Here is an 18283-nt window from a genome sequence, read left to right on the forward strand (position 1 = left end):
CCGTCTCAGTCGGTCTTCAAGCGGACCGTGAACAGTGGCAGCAGCAGGTGCAGTAGCGGACCGATCGACAGCGCGTAGACGACCGTGCCCACTCCGATCGCACCGCCGAGCAGGAAGCCGATCGCGACCACCGCGATCTCGATCGACGTCCGGACCAGCCGGATACTCAGACCGGTACGCCGAACCAGACCGGTCATCAGCCCGTCGCGGGGGCCCGGGCCGAACTGGGCGCCGATGTAGAGCGCGCCGGCGAGCGCGTTGACGACGACGCCCGCGACCATGAAGACGATCTTCAGCCACAGCGCGTCCGGCCGGTCGACCGTCGCCAGCGTGAGGTCGGTGGCTAGGCCGATCACCACGGCGTTGCTGATCGTCCCCAGCCCGGGCCATTGGCGCAGCGGGATCCAGGCCAGCAGGACGACGAAGCTCATCACGATCACGACCGTGCCGAAGCTCAGCGGGACGTGCTTGATGATGCCGGAGTGCAGCACGTCCCACGGGTCGAGGCCGAGGTTGCCCTGGATCATCAGGCCCATCGAGGCGCCGTACAGGACCAGCCCGACGTACAGCTGGACGAGACGTCGCGGCAGGTGGCCTGCTTTGAGCTGCTGAATCGGGTTCAGGGCGGCGAGCTGCCGCGGCGGGGCTGACGAAGTGGCGGTCACTTCTTCAGTTTGCGTGTCAAGTGGCCTGGTGATCGATAGCCAATTGCGCAATAGTGGACTGCATGAACGCGCAGCAACTCCCCGCCAGCTCGGTCGTCGGCCTGCTCGGGAGCTGGTCCGGCGACTCCGGCCCGGCGTACCGGGTGCTCGCCGAGCGGCTCCGCCTGCTGATCGCGGACGGGCGGATCATGCCCGGCGCGCGGCTGCCGAGCGAGCGTGAGCTGACCGATGCCCTCGGGGTCAGCCGGACGACGGTGGCCTCGGCGTACCGGGAGCTGCGGGACAGTGGGTACCTGGTCAGCCGGCGCGGGTCGGGCAGCGTGACCGCGCTGCCGACGAAGGTCGGGCCCGAGCTCGGGCGGCACCACGCGCCCGGGATCGACACCGAGGGCCTGTTCGACTTCACCTGCGCGGCGCCGGCCGCCGTACCGGGGATCAGTACGGCGGTGGCTGCCGCGGCGGAGCAGCTCCCGGCGCATTTGGCCACGCCCGGGTATCACCCGCAGGGGCTGCCGGAGCTGCGGGCCGAGATCGCGGCGACGTACGCCGAACGCGGGCTGCCGACGTCCCCGGATCAGATCATCGTCACCGCCGGAGCCCTGGCGGCGACGTCGATCGCGATCCGGGCGTTCACGCAGATCGGCGATCGGGTGCTGACCGAGAGCCCGACACATCCGAACTCGGTGGACGCGATCCGGCGCAGCGGGTGCCGCGTCGTGGCCGCGCCGATGAGCCCGGACGGCTGGGACCTTCCCTTGCTGGAGGCAACTATTCGGCAGACGGCGCCGCGAGCGGCCTGGATGGTGGTCGACTTCCAGAATCCAACCGGTTGGTTACTTACCGCGGCGGATCGGCAGCGGCTCGCGATCGCGTTCGCACGCAGCCGGACGACGGCGATCATCGACGAGACGCTGGGCGAGCTGTGGCTCGACGGCCAGGAGATGCCGCCGCCGTTCGCGTCGTACCACCCGGACGGCGTCATCACGGTCGGCTCGGTCAGCAAGTCGTATTGGGGCGGACTGCGGATCGGCTGGATGCGCGTCCCGTCCGCACTGGTCGCACGGGTGCTGGACGCACGCGCCTCCCTCGACCTGGGTGCGCCCGTCCTCGATCAGCTCGTCGTCGCCGACCTGCTCCGCAACTGCGCCACACTGCTCCCCGAACGCCGAGCCGAGCTCGCCCGTCGCCGCGACGCCCTGGCCGCCGCAGTCACCGCCGAACTGCCCAGCTGGCGTTTCCGCCTCCCCGGTGGCGGCCTGTCCCTGTGGTGCGAGCTCCCCGAGCCCGTCGGCTCCAGCCTGGTCGGCGTCGCCCAACGCAACGGCGTCCTCCTGGTCGCCGGCTCCCGCTTCTCCCCCGACGGCGGCCTCGAATCCTTCATCCGCCTCCCCTACACCCTCGACCCCGACACGCTCCGCGACGGCGTCCACCGCCTGGCCGCCTCCTACAACTCCCTCACCACTGCCCCGACCACCCCCTACACCCCCGCGATGATCGCCTGACCCGGACCGAACAACGGGTAGACCTCTCCCCCACCGCGCCCGTCCCAGCCTGCGCGAGCCCACCCCGGGGTGACTACTACCCGTCCGTCCGTACACGTCATCGTCCCGTAAGGGGTGCGGGGAAGGTTCACCCGACGAGGGGTGTTGAGACACTATGTAAGCCGCACTGCGAAAGGCGTGAGAATGTCGTTCTTCAGCCGCAAGTCCACCCTCGTCGAGCCCGAGGCCGCGCTACCCGGCCGCCCGACCCCCGGCTACGCCGTACCCGCCGACAACATCGTCCTGGGCACCCCGCAGACCGCTGCGGCGCCGGAGGGCTTCGAGGAGGTCTGGTTCGGCACCGGCTGCTTCTGGGGCACCGAGGAGATCTTCTGGCAGCTGCCCGGGGTCTACACGACCGCCGTCGGGTACGCCGGTGGCTACAGCCCGAACCCGTCGTACGAAGAGGTCTGCTCCGGCGGCACCGGCCACACCGAGGCCGTCCGCGTCGTCTACGACCCCACCAAGACCACCTTCACCGACCTCCTGAAGGTCTTCTGGGAAACCCACGACCCGACCCAGGGCATGCGCCAGGGCAACGACCTCGGCTCCCAGTACCGCTCCGCCATCTACTACACCACCGACGCCCAGCGCACCGAGGCCGAGCGCACCCGCGACCTCTACGCCCCCGTCATCAAACCCCGCGGCTACGGCGACATCACCACCGAGATCGCCCCCGCCACCACCTTCTACTACGCCGAGCCCTACCACCAGCAGTACCTGCACAAGAACCCCCACGGCTACCGCTGCCACAGCAACACCGGAGTCCCCTTCCCCTCCGAAAGCTAACCCCAAAGGGCGTCACCCCACCGGTGACGCCCTTCGCATGTCAGACGTCTTCAGGAGGTGACTGCTGGCGAGTCAGCTCGTTCAGGCGCTCCCGAAGCTCCACAGCCGGTTCGCCGAGCACGACCGCGCTGAGCACCAACTCCAGCAGAGTCGCGTCGAACGTGTCGTCAAGACGACGGTGGCTCGGCCGCAACCGCCAGACGACAGCTAACGGATGACGAGCGACCCGGGCCGAGGCGATGCGCCATCCGCCGCTCTCGACCGGCACGAACGTCGCCTCGTAGTACCCGATACCTGTCCAGCTGCGATGGCAGAAGACGGTCTGCCCCTCGGCGAAGACGTTCCACTTCTCTTCCATGGAGCCTGCTCCGTACCCGAGCTGCAGCCGCCGCCAGTCCTCGTCCGACCAGACTCTGCTCGGCACATCCGGCAGCCGACGCGGCCAGCGCATCCGCTTGAGCCCGTCGCGTTGCGCTCGTTCCATGCCGCCAATTATCGCTGGGAAACGCGGCGGGCTAGGTGGGCGTGGACTTGGGCGTCCAGTTCGACGGTTTCGGGGAGGACTGCGCGGACGAGGCGGAAGACTTCGGCTCGGTCGGCGTCGGGGAGGATGACGTAGGCGGAGACGGTGGAGAGGTGGCCGATGTAGTCGTCGGCGCTCATGGTGAGGCGATGTTCGACGACCTCCTGGCGGACGTCGGTGAACCACTCGGACTGCTCGAGTTCGGTGCCGGGCCACTGCATGGGCAGGTCGGCGGGGGTGCCGTCGGGCGATGGGACGCCGTCGTCCGCCAGGTAGGGGGCGCGGGCGGCCCGGGCGGCCTCGCGGAGAGTCAGGTCGGCGAGCTGGATCGGTGCGCCGAAGGAGGCGAAGACGCCGCCTGGGCGGACGAGGGCGGCCATCCGCTCCCAGCGGCCCTCGGGCTTGGTCCAGTGCAGCGCGGCGGCTGAGTAGACGAGGTCGTACGCCGAATCCAGCGGCAGCTCCTCGAAGAGCGCCTGGACGCCGGTGACACTCGCCGGCAGATGCTTCCGGAGCTCGGCCAGCATCGCCGCATCGGGCTCGGACGCCGTCACCGTGATCCCACCGGACGCGAAAACCCGCGTCGCCTTCCCCGTCCCGGCCCCGATCTCCAGCGCCGTCCGGACCGGCCCTCCGGCGTACGACGTCACCAGCTCGAGCAACTCCGCCGGATACCCCGGCCGGAACCGCTCGTACGTCTCCGCCACCGCTCCGAAACTCAACGCCCGCTCAACCATGCCAGCATCCTCACACCCGACGAGCCGCGGCGCCCGCGATTTTCCGCCCCCAGCAAGGGCACCTGTCGAATCGGGCGGTGGCGGTTCGTTGCAGGGGAAAGACGAGTGGGAGGTTGCGATGTCGCGGTACTTGATTTCGTTCGGGAACGGCGCGATGGATCACATTCCGGCCGAAGAGCTCGGGGAAGTCGGGCGGGCGGCGCACGCGGTGGTCCGGGAGTCGGAGGCCGCCGGGGTGTTCGTGTTCGGCGGTGGGCTGCTGTACGACGGCAACGCGGTCGAGCACGCGGTGGTGGGGACGGACGGCGTCGTCGCGGAGGAGGCTTACCCGGAGAGCAAAGGGCTGCTGGGCGGGATGACGATCGTGGACGTGCCCACTCGAGCGGAAGCACTCGAGTGGGCCGCGAAACTCGCGGTCGCGTGCCGATGCGCGCAACACGTCCGGACGTTCGGGGAGGTGCCGGAGGACTAGGACCGCAGGACGGACTGCGGGAAGTCGAAGGCGTTGTTCGGGTCGAAGGAGCGGACGGTGGTCTTGAGGCGGGACAGGTTGCCGCCCCAGAACGCCGTCCCCCAGTTCGTCTGCTGGGGGTGGATGTAGTTCACGTACGAGCCGGAGCCGGCGACCGAGCTGAGCGAGTTCTGCACGGAGGTGACGCCTGAGCTGTTGCCGCCGTTCCAGGTGTAGATCTGGACGGAGGCGACGGCGGAGCGGTGCGGGTACGCCGTGTCGCCGCTGCTCAGCGTCTTGACCTTGCCGCCGAGCGCGTCGAACAGCAGGACCATGTCGCGCTGCCCGCGCATGATCTCGACGATCTGGTCGGCCTTGGACTTGCTGAGCGTGGACGCCAGCATCCGTGACCCGGCGCGGAAGGTCTCCCGCGGGATCGTGCCGCCGGGCTCGGTGTTCAGGTAGCAGGCGTTGATCGGCTTCCCGGCGCAACCGGCGAAGTGCTGCATGGTGTCGAGGTAGGTGCGCTTCTTCGTCGTCCGCTTGGACGGCGACGACCCGACCGCGGACACCAGCGCGTTGAGGTGGCTGTCGAGCTCACTGCTCGAGCCGAGCCACGTCCCGGTGATCTCGTTACTGGGCGAGGATCCGGCGCCGACGGACAGCGTCGTCGTCAGTCCGTCCGGGGCGGAGTTCTGCCACGACGACCACGCCGACAGGACGTTCGCCGTCCGGCTGGCCGAGAACGCGATCTCGAACGTCGTCGGGCTCGGCGCCGGAACCGTGTTGAACACGAACTCGGTCACGATGCCCGCATGCCCACCACCGCCGCCACGCAGCGCCCAGTACAGATCGGCGTCCCGCTGCGCATCGACCGTGTGGACGACGCCGTCCGCCGTCACGATCGTCGCGGACTTGAGCAGGTCACACGTCAGCCCGAACGGCCGCGTCAGGACGCCGATGCCGCCGCCAAGCGTCAGCCCGGCAATCCCCACGGTCGAGCAGGTGCCTCCCGGTAGCGCGCGGCCACTCGCGGCCAGACCGGCGTACACATCAATCAGCTTGGCACCAGCACCGATCGCCACCGTGTTGTCGGAGCGGACCGTCACCTGCTTCAACGCAGCCACGTCAACCACGACACCGGCGTCCGGCGTCGAGTAGCCGGCGTAGCTGTGCCCGCCGGACCGCGCCGCGAACGGTACGCCGCGACCGGCGGCCCGCTGGATGCACTGGATGACATCTGCCTGGTTGGCCACCTGCGCGATCGCTGCGGGCTGCCGCGACGGCAGCGCCAGGTTCCACGTCCGGGCGGCCTCGCTGTAACCGGAGTCCCCCGGCCGAAGCAGTCTGCCGCTCATCGCGGCCTTCAAACCCGCATAGTCAATATCTGCGGTTCCCCGCGCAATCGCGCGCGGAACCAACGTCCCACCGAGGGCTGTCGCACCAGCGACAGCCGCACCAGCGGCAAGAAACCTACGCCTACTGAATCCGGCTTGGCTCACGGAATCCTCCAGTCGTACTCGGGGCGGGGAGTGCGGCTACCCCCGAGGCTACTGTCCGCCCCCACCCCACGCGACCACCCCCGGGAAGCGCTTACCCACCCCTCCCCGCCATCCCGCCAAATCCACCCCACCCAAGAGACACAACTCACACCCCACCCACCAGCCGAACTAACGGTCTGTGGGCATGTGGGGTGGACGTCGGGGGGTGGGGGTTGGTTGGGGCGTGGTTGACTCGGGGGTTTGGTGTCGAGGGAAGGTGTGAGGTTGTGATGGGTCGGGCGTTGCGGGTTGTGTTGGGGATTCCGGCGGCGGTGGTGCTGGTGGCGGTGGGGTCTACGACGATGTCGTGGGCGGCGGAGGGGAAGCCGAGTGGGGCGCCGCCGGAGGGGGAGATCGGGGTTTGGTGTGTGTCGGTGACGGGGGCGAAGGCTTGTTTCGGGCATTACGGGGACAAGGTGTGGGTGAAGGACACGAAGGCGAACGGGGAGCCGGCGGCGGGGACGATCTATGAGCGGCCGGCGCCGTCGAGCTGGTCGCGGGAGTGTTTCAACCGGCGTGGGGCGGACGGCGGTTGGGTGATGTGCAACTTCGACGTACCGGAGTACTCCGAGGGGCTGTTGTGGGCGGTGAACAATCCGTTCGTCGGCGCGCAGGGGAGCGTGAAGATCAACACGACCGTCATCTGAGCTGTCACAGGCGGCGGGGGCGTTCTGTCTTGCGGGTATGGCAATCAACGACGTCGACGACCTTCGCGAGCATCTCCAGTGGGCCGTGGAGCTGGAGCACGCGACGCTCCCGCCGTACCTGTGTGCGTTGTACTCGCTGGATCCGGAGCGGAACGCGGATGCGGTCGAGGTGGTGAGCGGTGTGTTCGTGGAGGAGATGATCCATCTCTCGCTGGCCGCGAACATCCTGAACGCGGTCGGCGGCGCGCCGCGCCTGGATGCGCCGGAGCTGCTGCCCGGCTTTCCGCGCCGGCTGCCGCACGGGTCGGTGGAGCTGGAGCTGCTGCCGTTCGGTGATGCGGCGCTAGAGATGTTCCTCAAGCTGGAGCAGCCCGAGGCGGCGGGCGCGCCGCCGCAGGACGACCGCTACGAGACGATCGGCCAGTTCTACAAAGCGATCGAGCTCGGACTGCGGGAGCTGTGCGAGCGGTTCGGCGAGGACAAGGTGTTCACCGGGGATCCGAAGCGGCAGGTGACCGTCAACACGTTCCTGCACACCAACGGGAAGCTGGACGCCGTCACCGACCTCGCCTCGGCGCTGGCCGCGCTGGAGGAGATCGTCGAGCAGGGCGAGGGCGCCGGCGGGATCTGGGACGGCGACCGCGACTTCAGCCACCCCGATCGGGACGAAGTCGCGCACTACTACCGCTTCAAGGAGCTCCAGCTCGGACGCCGGTACCAGCACGGCGACACCCCGGCGTCCGGCCCGACCGGCGATCCCATCACGCTCGACCCCGCGGGGATCGCCGCCATGCAGCCGAACCCGCAGCCGGCCGCGGACCCCGTCGTCCGCGCGGCCCAGCTGGAGTTCGACAACACCTACTGCATGGTCCTCTACCTGCTCGAGCAGACCTTCAACGGCGAGCCCGCCATGATCCGGGACTCGATCCGCGCCATGTACGGCCTCAAAGCCGGCATGCTCAAACTCCTCAAGGACGGCGCCGGCCCGACGTTCGGCTACATCGCGCCGGACGACCGCACCTAGCCCATCGTCTTCTGGCCGTCGATCGTCTCCCGGATGATGTCCGCGTGCCCGGCGTGCTGCGCGGTCTCCGCGGTGATGTGCAGGAAGACGCGGCGGACGGACCAGAAGACGCCCGGCGGCTGCCAGGGCGCCGCCGGCAGCTCGTACGTCATGTTCAGGTCGAGCGTGCGAACGAGCTCGTCGGTCGCGGCCGCCGTCTTCTCGTACTCCGCGAGGACGTCGGCCAGCGTCTCACCCTTGACGAGCCGGAAGTTGTCCTCCCACGCGGCGAGCATCTCCGGCGTGTACTCGGTCGCGCTGTCGGCCGCGTAGTCCACCTCGGGCGTCCCGCTCCGCGCGAAGGCCGCCCAGTTCTTCTCGACCGTGGTCACGTGTTTGATCAGCCCGCCGATGGTGAGCGCGCTGACGGTGCTGGCGGTGTTCGCCTGCTCGTCGGTCAGGCCCTGGGCCGTGTGGCGCAGGAACCAGCGGTGCTTGCCGAGGAAGTCCAGGAGGTCGGCCTGCTCGCTCTGTGCGTTCGTCATACCCAGAACTCTAAGAGCAGTAGCGGACAGATCACGTCCGCTACCTCACAGAAATTCCCGCGCCTTTCCAGCCGCCGCCCGCCTACGCTCCCAGACATGAACCTGGTGATCCGCGCCCTCCAGCCCGAAGATCCGCCGGTGATCGCCGCCGCGTTCGCGCGACTCGGCTGGCCCAAGCCCGAATCGCAGTACGAGCGCTACCTCGAGGAGCAGCAAGCAGGCGACCGCGACATCCTGGTCGCCTTCCTCGACAACCAGTACGTCGGCTACCTGACGATCCGCTGGGAGTCGCCGTACGAGCCCTTCGCCGGCATCCCCGAGATCCAGGACTTCAACGTCCTCCCCGAAGTCCGCCGGCGCGGCATCGGCACCGCCCTCATGGACGCCGCCGAGGCCCGCATCGCCACCCGCTCCCCCGTCGTCGGCATCGGCGTCGGCCTCTACCCCGACTACGGCAACGCCCAGCGCATGTACGTCCGCCGCGGCTACATCCCGGACGGCCGCGGCCTCATCTACGACGGCCGCCAAGTCGCCCCCATGCAAACCGTCACCAACGACGACAGCCTCACCCTCATGTTCACCAAGCAGCTGTAAACGGACGGGATTCGTCCGGAACCACCGTTAGCGTGGGCGGTATGGGTGAGACGTTCGTTGATCGGGATTTGCGTGGGGCTGTGGTTCGGGACGTGGATTTTCGGGATTCGCGGTTCGAGCGGGTGGGGTTCGGGGGGTCGGTGTTTCGGAGTGTGTTGTTCGAGGGGGTGCGGATCGAGGGGGTGATCGAGGGGCTGACGGTCAACGGGGTCGAGGTTGCGCCGTTGGTGGAGGCGGAGCTGGATCGGCGGTATCCGGAGCGGGTGAAGATGCGGCCGACGGATGCTGACGGGTTCCGTGTGGGGTGGGATGTGGTCGAGGAGATGTGGGCAGGCACGATCGCGCGGGTGCGTGAGTTGCCGGCCGAGCAGTTGCAGGTGCGGGTGGACGGCGAGTGGTCGTTCATTCAGACGCTGCGGCATCTGGTCTATGCGACCGACACCTGGATGAGCCGCGCGATTCTCGGCGATCCGGAGCCGTGGGATGCGCTTGATCTCCCGTTCGATGGCTGTCCGCCGGACCCTAGGCTGCCGTGGGACCTCGACGTCCAGCCGTCGCTCGACGAGGTGCTCGTCTTGCGGGCGGACCGGATGGGTCGTGTCCGCCGGTACGTCGATGCGCTGACCGACGACGTCCTCGACTCCGAGACCACTCCGGTCGACGGGCCGAGTTACCCGCCGGCGGCGGCGTACCCGGTGCGCGGTTGTCTGGAGACGATCCTCAATGAGGAGTGGTGGCACCGCCGGTACGCCGAGCGCGACCTAGAGCTGCTCTAACCGCTGCGCCAACGCGGCCGCGCAGCGGCACTCCGGGTCGTCCGAGCAGAGCAATGCGCCTGGGTCGTCGAGGATCAGCTGCCGGGCCGCCGCCAGCACTGCGGCGACCGGGATCAGCCGCGCCCGGCATGCCCCGATCCGCACCTCTTTCGTTGCTGCCAGCAACGAGGGCTCGATCGCGTCGAAGCGGTGGCTCTCCCCCGGTAGGTTCGGGAACTCGGACCAGACGCCGTCCCCGGTCTTCGCGTATCGGTAGAAGCGGGACATCCCGAGCTGCTGCTCGGCCAGATGGATCGTCGTGTTCGAGGTGTGGCCGACCCCGAGCAGCAGCACCTCGCCGTCCAGCGCTTCGATCGGGCCGAGCGGCCAGTCGACCCGCTGCGCGGCCAGCACCTCCTCGGCTCGCTCGCCGATCGCCTGGTACGAGAAGAGCGGGTGCGTCGTCCGCGGCGGCGCGAAGACCGAGCGCATCACATCCGGCACCACCCCGAGCCAGCGGTCGACCGGCAGATCCGGCCGGTACGCCGAGGCCCGGCGAACCGACTCGTCGAAGGTTGCCCAGTCCACGGCGGGCCGGAACGCGTTGTTCGGCCGAGCCGAGCCCGGCGGCGCGGCGACCACGGTCGAATCCCAGGTGCCGCCCGGCATCAGGACCGTCCCGCACGTGTCGATCAGCGCCTGACAGACCGCCTCGGCGCCGCCGTCCACCTGCCCGAACGACCGCAGCGACGTATGCACGATCACGCTCGCCGACCGCCCCAACCCCAGCTGCCGCAACCCGTCGGCGATCTCAGCTCTGGTGACCATCGGCCGATCATCCCAACCCGGCCCCCACCCCGCACCCCGATTTCGGAAGGTGAACCGCCACCGCTTCACAATTGGCCGATCGGCGAACCGCCCCGCGGGGAGCGGCGTGGGAACGGCAATTGTGGAGCTCTGGAGGTTCGTCAATGCGTGAGCGGGTGTTGCGGGCGGCGGCGGACTGGGTGTTCGTACCGGCGGATGCGGACGACGTCCAGACGGCGGAGTACCGGCTGATTCGGTACCCGGACCGTGCCTCGGTGCAGTGGTCGGTCACGGACCGCCCGGTCGAGGACGTGGTCGCCGAGGTGCGAGCGCGGAGTTCGGCGGATCTGAAGCTGCGGTGGTGGGTGAACAATCGCACCGCGCCCGCCGATACCGCGGAAACCCTGCAGGGGCTCGGATTCCGGCAGATCGAGGAGCTGGAGATCCTGGCCTGCGACCTCACGGATCTCGCGACGCTGGTCGACCGGCTGCAGGTGCCGGACGACGTCCAGGTCCGAGTCGCGACGGACGCCGAAACCATCAAGCGCGCCGCGGCCGTGGACGTCGAGGTGTTCGGCTGTGCAGGGCCGACGCCGCACGAACTGGAGTTGGAGATCGCGGCCGCCGCGCGAGGTGACCACTCACCACTCCGTTTCGTCGCCGAACTCGACGGCGAGATCGTTGCCTCGTCCGGCTACACCCTGATGGGCGACGTCGTCGGACTCTGGGGCGCCGGCGTCCTGCCGAAAGCCCGCGGCCGCGGCGTCTACCGCGCCCTCATCGCCGCCCGCTGCCAAGCCGCCCGCACCGACGGCGCCACCCTGGCCCTCGTCACCGCCCGCACCACCACCAGCGCCCCCACCCTCCGCCGAGCCGGCTTCGTTGCCCACGGCACCAAGCGCTGCTACGAACTCTGGAACACCCCGGACTCCCGATAGGCCGCGTACAACCCGAGCACCACCTCGGTCGGCGGATGCAACTCGCCCGGCGGCTCCGCGAAGAAGCCGACCTCCAACACCTCACCAGGCTCGGCCCGCAGCTCACCGGTCCAGCGCCGAGCCTCGAAGCAGAGCGCAAAACACTGCAGTACGTCGCCATTCGGGTACGTCAGCGTGTGGACGTCGGCCCGGGACAGCGCCGCGAACGGGACCAGCTCGTCCGGGTCGACGATGAGGCCGGTCTCCTCGGCGAGCTCGCGGGCGGCCGTCGTCCGGAAGGTGTCGCCTGGTTCGGCAGCGCCGGCGGGGAGCTCCCAGCGGCCGGTGTCGCGGCTGCGCTGGAAGAGGATGCGGTCGGCGGCGTCCAGGAGGAGGACTTGGGCGCCGGGCATCAGTAGGAGCTGGGAACCGACCTGTTGGCGGAGTGACCACAGGTACGAGCCTTGGTAGGTCATGGTGAGAGGGTAGGTGGATGGAATTACTGCGGCGGTGGGCGTTGGGGGCCGGGCTGGTCGGTGGGCTGGGGTGGACGGCGGCGGTCTCGATGTCGATGCCGGACTGGCTGGATCCGACCGACGCGTGCGCGCGGATGGCGGGGGCGGCGAGTAGCGCTGGGGTGACTGTGCAGACGAGCTGGTTCCCGCCGTCGGCGCGGTGCGACTTCGGGGACGGCGACGTCCGCGCGTACATCTCGACCGAGCGGTCGATCGTGTTGTCGGTGATCGGGGTCGCCCTGCTCGCGCTGATCCTGTTCGGCGCGGTCGCGACCATCCAGCGGTTATCCGGGCCGGCCGGGATGATCCGGACCGCCGACGAGGTCGACCTCCGCCGGCGACACCGGAACCACCTCTTCTTCGGAGCGCTCGACGTCCTGGTCGCCGCCGCGCTGCTCGTCTTCCTGAACACGATCGCCGTCGTGTTCGGTCAGTTCGCCGGCGGCCTGCTGTTCGCGCTCACGGCAATCACCGGCCTCGGCACCCTGGCCGCCCTCCTCGACCGGCACGTCGGCCCCCTCCCCAGCACCAACCTCGCCAGCCGCCGCCGCGGCGCCGTCGCCGGCGCCGCCATCTTCGCCGTGGTCTTCGTCGCGACCGCCCTCACCGGCCAACTCCCCTTCTTCCCGATCTGGACGGCGCCACTGGCCGCGATCACCTACGTCGCCGTCGCACACCTCCAATGGACCAAAGCCGCGACCCACCCGTCACATCAACCTTCTGACCGGTGACCCAGCGCTCAGGGTGTCCACGCTGGGCCTACTACCTCCTGTCGTTCGTGCAGAAGCCGTAGGGTCGGGGCCGTGAGTACAGCGACGATCGGCGGTCCGGGGCAGGTTCTCAGCGACGACGAGGTGGTGGCGTTCGTCGGCGAGGCGCTGGGAGGTGCGGGGCTCGAGGGCCGCAGTGTCTGCGTGATCGTCCCGGACGCGACGCGTAGTTGCCCGCTGCCGCTGCTGATGCGCGCGGTCCACGAGGCGCTGGCCGGGCGGGTGCGCCGGCTGACGATCTTGATTGCCCTCGGCACCCACGCCGAGATGACGCCGGACGAACTGCGCAAACACCTCGGCGGCGAGTACGACGGCGTCCTCAACCACGAGTGGTGGAAGCCGGAGACCTTTGCCGATCTCGGCACGATCAGCGCCGAGCGGGTCAGCGAGATCTCCGGCGGGCTGCTCCGCGACGAGGTCCCGGTCCGGCTCAACCGGGCGGTCGTCGAGCACGATGTCGCGCTCGTCGTCGGGCCGGTCTTCCCGCACGAGGTGGTCGGCTTCTCCGGTGGCAACAAGTACTTCTTCCCCGGCGTCGCCGGCCAGGAAGTCATCGACATGTCGCACTGGCTGGGCGCCCTCATCACCAGCGCCGACATCATCGGCACCCCCGGCATCACCCCCGTCCGCGCGCTGATCAACGAGGCCGCCGCGCTCATCCCCGCGCAGAAGCTGGCCCTGTCGGTCGTCGCCCAGTCGGGCACCGACGCCCTGCACGCGATCGCGTTCGGCGACACCGAATCGTCCTGGCGCGCCGCCGCCGAGGTCTCCGCGCAGACGCACGTCCGCTACCTCGACCGCCCGGTCCGCCGCGTCGTCTCGATCATGCCGGAGAAGTACGCCGACATCTGGACGGCGGCCAAGGGCTTCTACAAGCTCGAGCCGGTCGTCGCGGACGGCGGCGAAGTCATCCTCTACGCGCCGCACGTGAAGCAGATCGCCGCGATGCATCCCGAGATCGAGGAGATCGGCTACCACTGCCGCGACTACTTCCTCGGCCAGTGGGAGAAGTTCCGCGACGTCCATTGGGGCGTCCTCGCACACTCGACCCACCTCCGCGGCGCCGGCAGCTGGGACGCCGAGACCGGCGAGCACCTCCGCCTCCAGGTCACGCTCGCGACCGGCATCCCGGAGGACGTCGTCCGCCGCGCGAACCTCAACTACCTCGACCCGGCGACCGTCGACCTGGCCGCCTACGAGCAGGACCCCGACACCCTCGTCGTCCCGAACGCCGGCGAGATCCTGCACCGGTTGCGGTAGCCGGTTCCCATCCAGTTGACTCGCCGGTAACCTCGGGCGCTATGACAGCGGTCGTGATCATCGGGTCCGGGTTCGCCGGGTTGTGCATGGGCATCAAACTGCGGCAGGTCGGCTGCGAGGACTTCGTCATCCTGGAGAAGGCCGATCGGCTCGGCGGGACCTGGCGGGACAACACCTACCCCGGCTGCGCGTGCGACGTCCCGTCGTACCTCTACTCGTTCTCGTTCGAGCAGAACCCGCACTGGACCAGGATGTTCGCCCCCTGGGACGAGATCCTCACCTACCTCGAGCACTGCGCCGAGAAGTACGGCGTCGCCGGCAAGATCCGGTACGGCGCCGAGGTCACCGAGGCGGCCTTCGACGAGGCCACCGGCCGCTGGGCCGTCACGGTGAACGGCTCCGAGACCATCGAGGCCGACGCGCTGGTGACCGGGGTCGGCAGCCTGCAGCGGCCCAAGCTGCCCGAGATCCAGGGCCTGGATTCCTTCACCGGTACGGCGTTCCACTCGGCCCAGTGGGACCACGAGCAGGACCTCACCGGACGCCGGGTCGCCGTGATCGGCACCGGCGCGTCGGCGGTCCAGTTCGTGCCGAAGCTCGCCGAGCAGGTCGGGCAGCTCGACGTCTATCAGCGCAACGCGCCCTGGGTCACCTCAAAACCCGACCGCGCGATCGGCCCGGTGGAGCGCCGGCTGCACGAGCGGTTCCCGGCCGGTCAGCGCGCGATCCGGAACGCGATCTACTGGGGGCTGGAGATCCGCGGCGCCGGCTTCGCGGGGAACCCGAAGCTGATGAAAGGCCTGGAGCTGCAGGCCAAACAGCATCTGCGCAAACAGGTCCCGGATCCGGATCTGCGCGCCCGGCTGACCCCGAAGTACGACATCGGCTGCAAGCGGCTGCTCGTCTCCAACGACTACTACCCGACGTTCTCCCGGCCGAACGTCGACCTGGTGACGACGCCGATCAGCCGGATCACCGCGACCGGCGTCCAGACCGCGGACGGGATCGAGCGGCCGGCCGACACGATCGTGTTCGGCACCGGGTTCGACGTCGGCGCCAACCTGACCCGGATGCCGATCCTCGGCAAGGACGGCGTCGACCTGGCCGAACACTGGAAACGCGAGGGGATCAGCGCCCACCTCGGGATGACGGCCGCCGGCTACCCGAACCTCTACTTCCTGGTCGGCCCGAACACCGGCCTCGGCCACTCGTCGATGGTGTTCATGATCGAGGCCCAGGTCCGGTACGTGCTGCAGGCGCTCGAGCTGCGCCGGCGCCGCGGCGCGACGTACGTCGAGGTCCGGGCGGACGCCCAGCGCAAGTTCGCGGACGACGTCCAGGAGGAGCTCCGCGGGACGGTCTGGGAGTCCGGCTGTACGAGCTGGTACCACGACGAGACCGGGCGGAACTCGGTCGTCTGGCCCGAGTTCAGCGTCTCGTACTGGCGGAAGACCCGGAGGCTCGATCCGGCCGACTTCGTCCTGGTGCGGTAGTCCCCTAGGGGTCCCCCGCACTCCTGAAGGATGAGCGGACAGTAGCCGGCGTACGACCTTGGGATGAAGCCAAGACCGTGCCGCAGACCGATGTCCCGGCGGCCGCTCTGAAGGAACCTTGAGCTATGGAAATCCTTCAGATCGCGGGAGCAGCCGCCGTAGTCATCGGCATCGTCGTGATGGCCCTGCTCGCCATCGTGCCTTCGGTCGTGGACCGCTAAGTCTCTCCGAACGGGGAGTCAGTCGACAGCTAGATGGACCAGCAGGTCCTGCCGGGTCAGCACGCCCACCGGCTTGCCGTCGTCCAGCACCATCAGGGCGTCCCTTCCTTCGAGCAGCTCGACCGCTTTGGTGACGGCCTCGCCCGCGCCGAGAGACGGTAGCGACGGGTCCATGTGCTGCTCGACCATGTCAGCCAGCCGCGCCTTGCCGGAGTACAACGCGTCCATCAGCGTGCGCTCCGACACCGCGCCGGCCACCTCGGCCGCCATCACCGGTGGTTCCGCGCGGACCACCGGCATCTGGGAGACGCCGTACTCACGCAGGATCGCGACCGCCTCGGCGATCGTCTCATGCGGGTGGGTGTGCACCAGCGGCGGCAGGCTGCCGTCCTTACCGGCCAGGACGTCGCCGAGCGTCGTCCCCTGTTTGGTGTGCGCGAGGAAGCCGTACTGGGCCAGCCAGTCGTCGTTGAACACCTTCGTCAGGTAGCCGCGGCCGCCGTCCGGCAGCAGGACGACGATGACGGCGTCCGGGTCGTCGAGCTCCTGGGCGAGCCGGATCGCCGCCGCGGCCGCCATCCCGGCGGAGCCGCCGACGAGCATCGCCTCCTCGCGGGCCAGCCGGCGGGTCAGCGCGAACGAGTCGGCGTCCGAGACCTCGATGATCCGGTCGCAGATGTCGCGGTCGTAGGTCTCGGGCCAGAAGTCCTCGCCGACGCCCTCGACCAGGTACGGGCGGCCGGTGCCGCCGGAGTACACCGAACCCTCGGGGTCGGCGCCGATGATCTGGACGCGACCGCCGGACACCTCCTTGAGGTACTTACCGGTGCCGCTGATCGTGCCGCCGGTGCCGACACCCGCCACGAAGTGGGTGATCTTGCCCTCGGTCTGCTCCCACAGCTCCGGACCGGTGGTCTCGTAGTGCGAGCGCGGGTTGTTCTGGTTGGCGTACTGGTTCGGCTTCCAGGCGCCCTCGATCTCGCGGACCAGGCGGTCGGAGACGTTGTAGTACGAATCCGGGTGCTCCGGCGCGACCGCGGTCGGGCAGACCACGACCTCGGCGCCGTACGCCTTGAGCACGTTGCGCTTGTCCTCGCTGACCTTGTCCGGGCAGACGAAGACGCACTGGTAGCCCTTCTGCTGGGCCACCATCGCGAGCCCGACGCCGGTGTTCCCGGAGGTCGGCTCGACGATCGTCCCGCCGGGCTTGAGCTCGCCGGAGGCCTCCGCGGCCTCGATCATCCGGACCGCGATCCGGTCCTTCACCGAGCCGCCGGGGTTGAAGTACTCGACCTTGGCCAGGACGAGTGGTTTCGCCCCGTCCGTGGTCTTGGTCAGCCTGACCAGCGGGGTGTTGCCGACCAGGTCCAGGAGAGATTCTGCGTAGCGCACAACTTCACACTAGCGATGGTCGTGTCGTTTCCCCTATTTCACTTGCTTGTACGTCACAGCGTGTAATCCTTGTACTCATGAGTAAAGGTAAGGCCCGGGCCGCGCGGAAACTGGCCCAGGCCGCTGCCTTCGGGGGCGGGGGGCTCGGTCTCATCGGCGCCACCTTGTACGGCGTGCTGACCGCTGAGGCCGAGTACGCCAAACGGGTGATCGGCCCGATGCGGTACTACCCGACTCCGGGGAGCGGTCTGTTCGGCCGGTATCCAGGACACCCGATCACGTTCGCCATGCTCGGCGACTCCAGCGCGGCCGGCTACGGCACGGACTCGCCCGACGAGACGCCGGGGGTGATGCTCGCCTCCGGGCTGACCGATCTGGCGCAGCGTCCGGTCCGGCTCGTCGACGTCTCCAAGACCGGCGCCAAGTCGACCGACCTCGCCCAGCAGGTGGACGCCGCCCTGCAGGCCGGCCCGCATGTCGCCGTCATCCTGATCGGAGCGAACGACGTCAAGGCGCAGATGTCGCCGTCGGTCTCGGTCCGGCTGCTGTCGGCCGCCGTCCGCCGGCTGCGCGCCGCGAACTGCGAGGTCGTCGTCGGCACCTGCCCCGACCTGGGCGCCGTCCGCTCGATCATGCCGCCGCTGCGGCAGGTCGCGCGCGCCTGGAGCCACCGGCTCGCCGCCGCCCAGACGATCGCCGTCGTCGACGCCGGCGGCCGGACGGTCTCGCTCGGCTCGCTGCTCGGCCCGGCCTTCCGCGCCGACCCCACGATGTGGGGCCGGGACAACTTCCACCCCTCCGCGATCGGGTACGCCGCCGCGGCCGCCGCCCTGCTGCCCTCGGTCGCCGCCGCGATGGGAGTCGGTCCCGAGTCCTTCGTCCATCCGGAGTCGTTCCGCGGCGAGGCGATCCTGCCGATCGCCGAGGCCGCCGTCCAGGCCGTTCGCACCGCGGGTACGGAGGTCTCGGCCACCGAGGTCGCCGGTCGCGAGCGCGGCCCGCGCGGCCGCTGGGCCGAGCTCCGGCACCGCCGCCGGCACCCCAAGGCGCCGGTCGACCGGGTCGAGGACAGCACCGAGACGGACGCCGTACCGGTCTAGAAGTTCTTGCTCCGTTG

At 69.5% G+C, this 18283-nt stretch carries 20 protein-coding genes; 12 read left to right on the forward strand and 8 right to left on the reverse strand.

The window, feature by feature from the left end; genetic code table 11:
• Positions 1 to 5 precede the first annotated feature (5 nt).
• The gene (gene yczE, locus ACZ6ZD_RS01735) at positions 6 to 665 is read right to left on the reverse strand and encodes a membrane protein YczE (protein WP_465667307.1); all 660 of its coding nucleotides are present in this window, start codon (positions 663 to 665) and stop codon (positions 6 to 8) included.
• Positions 666 to 727: 62 nt separating this feature from the next.
• On the opposite strand from yczE, the gene yczR reads away from it, so the two are divergent.
• Positions 728 to 2167: a MocR-like transcription factor YczR gene (gene yczR, locus ACZ6ZD_RS01740; protein ID WP_465667309.1), complete on the forward strand. Its 1440-nt coding sequence runs from the start codon at positions 728 to 730 to the stop codon at positions 2165 to 2167.
• A gap of 183 nt (positions 2168 to 2350) precedes the next feature.
• Positions 2351 to 2995 carry a peptide-methionine (S)-S-oxide reductase MsrA gene (msrA, locus tag ACZ6ZD_RS01745; protein ID WP_465667311.1) on the forward strand — a complete coding sequence of 215 codons (645 nt, stop codon included), beginning with the start codon at positions 2351 to 2353 and terminating at the stop codon, positions 2993 to 2995.
• Positions 2996 to 3035: 40 nt separating this feature from the next.
• On the opposite strand, the gene ACZ6ZD_RS01750 is transcribed toward msrA, so the two are convergent.
• Entirely contained in the window at positions 3036 to 3479 is a 444-nt protein-coding gene (locus tag ACZ6ZD_RS01750) for a hypothetical protein (RefSeq protein ID WP_465667313.1), read from the reverse strand.
• 8 nt (positions 3480 to 3487) lie between these two features.
• Positions 3488 to 4255: a class I SAM-dependent methyltransferase gene (locus tag ACZ6ZD_RS01755; protein ID WP_465667315.1), complete on the reverse strand. Its 768-nt coding sequence runs from the start codon at positions 4253 to 4255 to the stop codon at positions 3488 to 3490.
• 118 nt (positions 4256 to 4373) lie between these two features.
• Here ACZ6ZD_RS01755 and ACZ6ZD_RS01760 point away from each other — a divergent pair, with 118 nt between their 5' ends.
• Entirely contained in the window at positions 4374 to 4727 is a 354-nt protein-coding gene (locus ACZ6ZD_RS01760) for a YciI family protein (protein ID WP_465667317.1), read from the forward strand.
• Here ACZ6ZD_RS01760 and ACZ6ZD_RS01765 read toward each other — a convergent pair.
• Complete coding sequence (locus ACZ6ZD_RS01765; protein ID WP_465667319.1) at positions 4724 to 6064, reverse strand: FAD-binding oxidoreductase; 1341 nt, start codon at positions 6062 to 6064, stop codon at positions 4724 to 4726. The two genes, ACZ6ZD_RS01760 and ACZ6ZD_RS01765, sit on opposite strands and share 4 nt — an antisense overlap.
• A gap of 413 nt (positions 6065 to 6477) precedes the next feature.
• Here ACZ6ZD_RS01765 and ACZ6ZD_RS01770 point away from each other — a divergent pair, with 413 nt between their 5' ends.
• Together ACZ6ZD_RS01770 and ACZ6ZD_RS01775 are read left to right on the forward strand one after the other, a co-directional pair.
• Positions 6478 to 6894, forward strand: coding sequence for a hypothetical protein (locus tag ACZ6ZD_RS01770; RefSeq protein ID WP_465667321.1), 417 nt, complete (start codon positions 6478 to 6480; stop codon positions 6892 to 6894).
• 37 nt (positions 6895 to 6931) lie between these two features.
• Positions 6932 to 7918, forward strand: a complete 987-nt coding sequence (locus tag ACZ6ZD_RS01775) for a ferritin-like domain-containing protein (RefSeq protein WP_465667323.1) — start codon at positions 6932 to 6934, stop codon at positions 7916 to 7918.
• On the opposite strand, the gene ACZ6ZD_RS01780 is transcribed toward ACZ6ZD_RS01775, so the two are convergent.
• Positions 7915 to 8442, reverse strand: a complete 528-nt coding sequence (locus tag ACZ6ZD_RS01780; RefSeq protein WP_465667325.1) for a DinB family protein — start codon at positions 8440 to 8442, stop codon at positions 7915 to 7917. The two genes, ACZ6ZD_RS01775 and ACZ6ZD_RS01780, sit on opposite strands and share 4 nt — an antisense overlap.
• Before the next feature lie 96 nt (positions 8443 to 8538).
• Here ACZ6ZD_RS01780 and ACZ6ZD_RS01785 point away from each other — a divergent pair, with 96 nt between their 5' ends.
• Together ACZ6ZD_RS01785 and ACZ6ZD_RS01790 are read left to right on the forward strand one after the other, a co-directional pair.
• Complete coding sequence (locus tag ACZ6ZD_RS01785) at positions 8539 to 9036, forward strand: GNAT family N-acetyltransferase (protein ID WP_465667327.1); 498 nt, start codon at positions 8539 to 8541, stop codon at positions 9034 to 9036.
• Positions 9037 to 9128: 92 nt separating this feature from the next.
• Positions 9129 to 9812: a DinB family protein gene (locus ACZ6ZD_RS01790; RefSeq protein WP_465667329.1), complete on the forward strand. Its 684-nt coding sequence runs from the start codon at positions 9129 to 9131 to the stop codon at positions 9810 to 9812.
• Here the strand turns inward: ACZ6ZD_RS01790 and ACZ6ZD_RS01795 are convergent.
• Positions 9798 to 10619, reverse strand: coding sequence for an AAC(3) family N-acetyltransferase (locus ACZ6ZD_RS01795; protein WP_465667331.1), 822 nt, complete (start codon positions 10617 to 10619; stop codon positions 9798 to 9800). The two genes, ACZ6ZD_RS01790 and ACZ6ZD_RS01795, sit on opposite strands and share 15 nt — an antisense overlap.
• 143 nt (positions 10620 to 10762) lie before the next feature.
• On the opposite strand from ACZ6ZD_RS01795, the gene ACZ6ZD_RS01800 reads away from it, so the two are divergent.
• The gene (locus ACZ6ZD_RS01800; RefSeq protein ID WP_465667332.1) at positions 10763 to 11536 is read left to right on the forward strand and encodes a GNAT family N-acetyltransferase; all 774 of its coding nucleotides are present in this window, start codon (positions 10763 to 10765) and stop codon (positions 11534 to 11536) included.
• Here ACZ6ZD_RS01800 and ACZ6ZD_RS01805 read toward each other — a convergent pair.
• On the reverse strand, positions 11503 to 11991 hold the full coding sequence (locus ACZ6ZD_RS01805) for an NUDIX domain-containing protein (RefSeq protein ID WP_465667334.1): 489 nt from the start codon (positions 11989 to 11991) through the stop codon (positions 11503 to 11505). The genes ACZ6ZD_RS01800 and ACZ6ZD_RS01805 overlap by 34 nt on opposite strands.
• Before the next feature lie 17 nt (positions 11992 to 12008).
• Between ACZ6ZD_RS01805 and ACZ6ZD_RS01810 the strand changes: the two genes are divergently transcribed.
• The 3 genes from ACZ6ZD_RS01810 (at position 12009) to ACZ6ZD_RS01820 (ending at position 15553) form a co-directional block, all read left to right on the forward strand.
• Positions 12009 to 12761 carry a hypothetical protein gene (locus ACZ6ZD_RS01810; RefSeq protein ID WP_465667335.1) on the forward strand — a complete coding sequence of 251 codons (753 nt, stop codon included), beginning with the start codon at positions 12009 to 12011 and terminating at the stop codon, positions 12759 to 12761.
• Positions 12762 to 12833: 72 nt separating this feature from the next.
• Complete coding sequence (locus ACZ6ZD_RS01815) at positions 12834 to 14060, forward strand: lactate racemase domain-containing protein (protein WP_465667336.1); 1227 nt, start codon at positions 12834 to 12836, stop codon at positions 14058 to 14060.
• Positions 14061 to 14101: 41 nt separating this feature from the next.
• Positions 14102 to 15553: a flavin-containing monooxygenase gene (locus ACZ6ZD_RS01820; protein ID WP_465667338.1), complete on the forward strand. Its 1452-nt coding sequence runs from the start codon at positions 14102 to 14104 to the stop codon at positions 15551 to 15553.
• Between the two features lie 239 nt (positions 15554 to 15792).
• Here ACZ6ZD_RS01820 and ACZ6ZD_RS01825 read toward each other — a convergent pair whose 3' ends face one another.
• A complete protein-coding gene (locus tag ACZ6ZD_RS01825; RefSeq protein ID WP_465667339.1) occupies positions 15793 to 17166 on the reverse strand; it encodes a cystathionine beta-synthase in 1374 nt (457 codons plus the stop codon).
• 77 nt (positions 17167 to 17243) lie between these two features.
• Here ACZ6ZD_RS01825 and ACZ6ZD_RS01830 point away from each other — a divergent pair, with 77 nt between their 5' ends.
• A complete protein-coding gene (locus tag ACZ6ZD_RS01830; protein WP_465667340.1) occupies positions 17244 to 18266 on the forward strand; it encodes an SGNH/GDSL hydrolase family protein in 1023 nt (340 codons plus the stop codon).
• The last annotated feature ends 17 nt before the right edge of the window (positions 18267 to 18283 follow it).

Source organism: Kribbella sp. NPDC104218, from assembly GCF_055584105.1.

Excerpts from the sequence above, each read along its gene's own strand:
- yczR (WP_465667309.1), top strand. The coding sequence starts at position 728 with ATGAACGCGCAGCAACTCCCCGCCAGCTCGGTCGTCGGCCTGCTCGGG.
- msrA (WP_465667311.1), top strand. The coding sequence starts at position 2,351 with ATGTCGTTCTTCAGCCGCAAGTCCACCCTCGTCGAGCCCGAGGCCGCG.
- ACZ6ZD_RS01750 (WP_465667313.1), bottom strand. The coding sequence starts at position 3,479 with ATGGAACGAGCGCAACGCGACGGGCTCAAGCGGATGCGCTGGCCGCGT.
- ACZ6ZD_RS01755 (WP_465667315.1), bottom strand. The coding sequence starts at position 4,255 with ATGGTTGAGCGGGCGTTGAGTTTCGGAGCGGTGGCGGAGACGTACGAG.
- ACZ6ZD_RS01760 (WP_465667317.1), top strand. The coding sequence starts at position 4,374 with ATGTCGCGGTACTTGATTTCGTTCGGGAACGGCGCGATGGATCACATT.
- ACZ6ZD_RS01765 (WP_465667319.1), bottom strand. The coding sequence starts at position 6,064 with ATGAGCGGCAGACTGCTTCGGCCGGGGGACTCCGGTTACAGCGAGGCC.
- ACZ6ZD_RS01770 (WP_465667321.1), top strand. The coding sequence starts at position 6,478 with ATGGGTCGGGCGTTGCGGGTTGTGTTGGGGATTCCGGCGGCGGTGGTG.
- ACZ6ZD_RS01775 (WP_465667323.1), top strand. The coding sequence starts at position 6,932 with ATGGCAATCAACGACGTCGACGACCTTCGCGAGCATCTCCAGTGGGCC.
- ACZ6ZD_RS01780 (WP_465667325.1), bottom strand. The coding sequence starts at position 8,442 with ATGACGAACGCACAGAGCGAGCAGGCCGACCTCCTGGACTTCCTCGGC.
- ACZ6ZD_RS01785 (WP_465667327.1), top strand. The coding sequence starts at position 8,539 with ATGAACCTGGTGATCCGCGCCCTCCAGCCCGAAGATCCGCCGGTGATC.
- ACZ6ZD_RS01795 (WP_465667331.1), bottom strand. The coding sequence starts at position 10,619 with ATGGTCACCAGAGCTGAGATCGCCGACGGGTTGCGGCAGCTGGGGTTG.
- ACZ6ZD_RS01800 (WP_465667332.1), top strand. The coding sequence starts at position 10,763 with ATGCGTGAGCGGGTGTTGCGGGCGGCGGCGGACTGGGTGTTCGTACCG.
- ACZ6ZD_RS01805 (WP_465667334.1), bottom strand. The coding sequence starts at position 11,991 with ATGACCTACCAAGGCTCGTACCTGTGGTCACTCCGCCAACAGGTCGGT.
- ACZ6ZD_RS01810 (WP_465667335.1), top strand. The coding sequence starts at position 12,009 with ATGGAATTACTGCGGCGGTGGGCGTTGGGGGCCGGGCTGGTCGGTGGG.
- ACZ6ZD_RS01820 (WP_465667338.1), top strand. The coding sequence starts at position 14,102 with ATGACAGCGGTCGTGATCATCGGGTCCGGGTTCGCCGGGTTGTGCATG.
- ACZ6ZD_RS01830 (WP_465667340.1), top strand. The coding sequence starts at position 17,244 with ATGAGTAAAGGTAAGGCCCGGGCCGCGCGGAAACTGGCCCAGGCCGCT.